Annotated in this window: 1 protein-coding gene; it reads left to right on the top strand. The window is 74.7% G+C overall.

Annotated elements, in window-relative coordinates; genetic code table 11:
- Nucleotides 1-386: 386 nt before the first annotated feature.
- Nucleotides 387-869, top strand: a complete 483-nt coding sequence (rraA, locus tag SACPADRAFT_RS0207135; RefSeq protein WP_028662291.1) for a ribonuclease E activity regulator RraA — start codon at nucleotides 387-389, stop codon at nucleotides 867-869.
- Nucleotides 870-951 lie beyond the last annotated feature (82 nt).

Below are 951 nucleotides of genomic sequence, written 5' to 3'. Positions count from 1 at the left end.
GGGACCTCGGCGAGCGGCGCACCGGTCGCGGGCGCGGTGACGGTGCGGGTGCCACCCGAACACGCGGGCGCGGTGAAGGGGGTGTGGGGCCGGTCGGCGGCGTCGGTGCGCACCTGGTTCCTCCCTGGTCGGTGGAGAACGTCAAGACAACCCCTGATCGGGTGATGGAACCGACGATATCCCGCCGCGGCGCGGGCGGGCCCCCCGTCGCGGAGACGGGAATCACTCCGCACCGACCGTGGTCCGCAGGTTCGGACCGCCCGGGGGAGGATGGGACCGTCCGCAGGCCCGGCACCGGGCGCGCGCCATCGACAGCCGAGGGAAGGTGAGGCATCCCCGTGAGTGAGTCCCCCGCGACCCCCGAGTCGTCCGAGTCCTCCGAGTCCGTGGCCTCCGGTCCGCCCGCCACGGCCGACCTCGTCGACGAGCACGGCGAGCGGCTGCGGGTGTGTGACACCCAGTTCCGCGCCTTCGGCGGCCGCCGCGCCTTCGGCGGCCGGGTGCGCACCGTGTCGTGCTACCAGGACAACGGGCTGGTCAAGGAGTTGCTGAACTCCCCCGGCGCGGGATGTGTGCTCGTGGTCGACGGCCGCGGTTCGCTGCACACCGCGCTGACCGGGGACCTGATCGCCGCCGCGGCGGTGGACAACGGCTGGGCCGGGCTGGTGATCAACGGCGCGGTCCGGGACAGCGCCGTGCTGGCCGGACTGAACCTCGGGGTCAAGGCCCTGGGCACCAATCCCCGCAAGAGTTCCAAGGCGGGGGTGGGTGCCGTCGATGTGCCGGTCGGCTTCGGGGGCGTCACGTTCCACCCGGGCGACACGCTGTACGCCGACGACGACGGCGTGGTGCTGCTGCCCCGCGACTGAGCGACCGGGCCGAGCCGCCGGACCCAGCCATCGGCCCGGACCGAGCCATCGGGCCGGGCGGTCGAGCGGCCGGGCGGGCGGG

Source organism: Saccharomonospora iraqiensis subsp. paurometabolica YIM 90007 (assembly GCF_000231035.2).
GTDB classification, from domain to species: Bacteria; Actinomycetota; Actinomycetes; order Mycobacteriales; family Pseudonocardiaceae; genus Saccharomonospora; species Saccharomonospora paurometabolica.
Note: the sequence above shows the minus strand (reverse complement) of the source record. Positions and strands in the feature narration are given on the sequence as shown.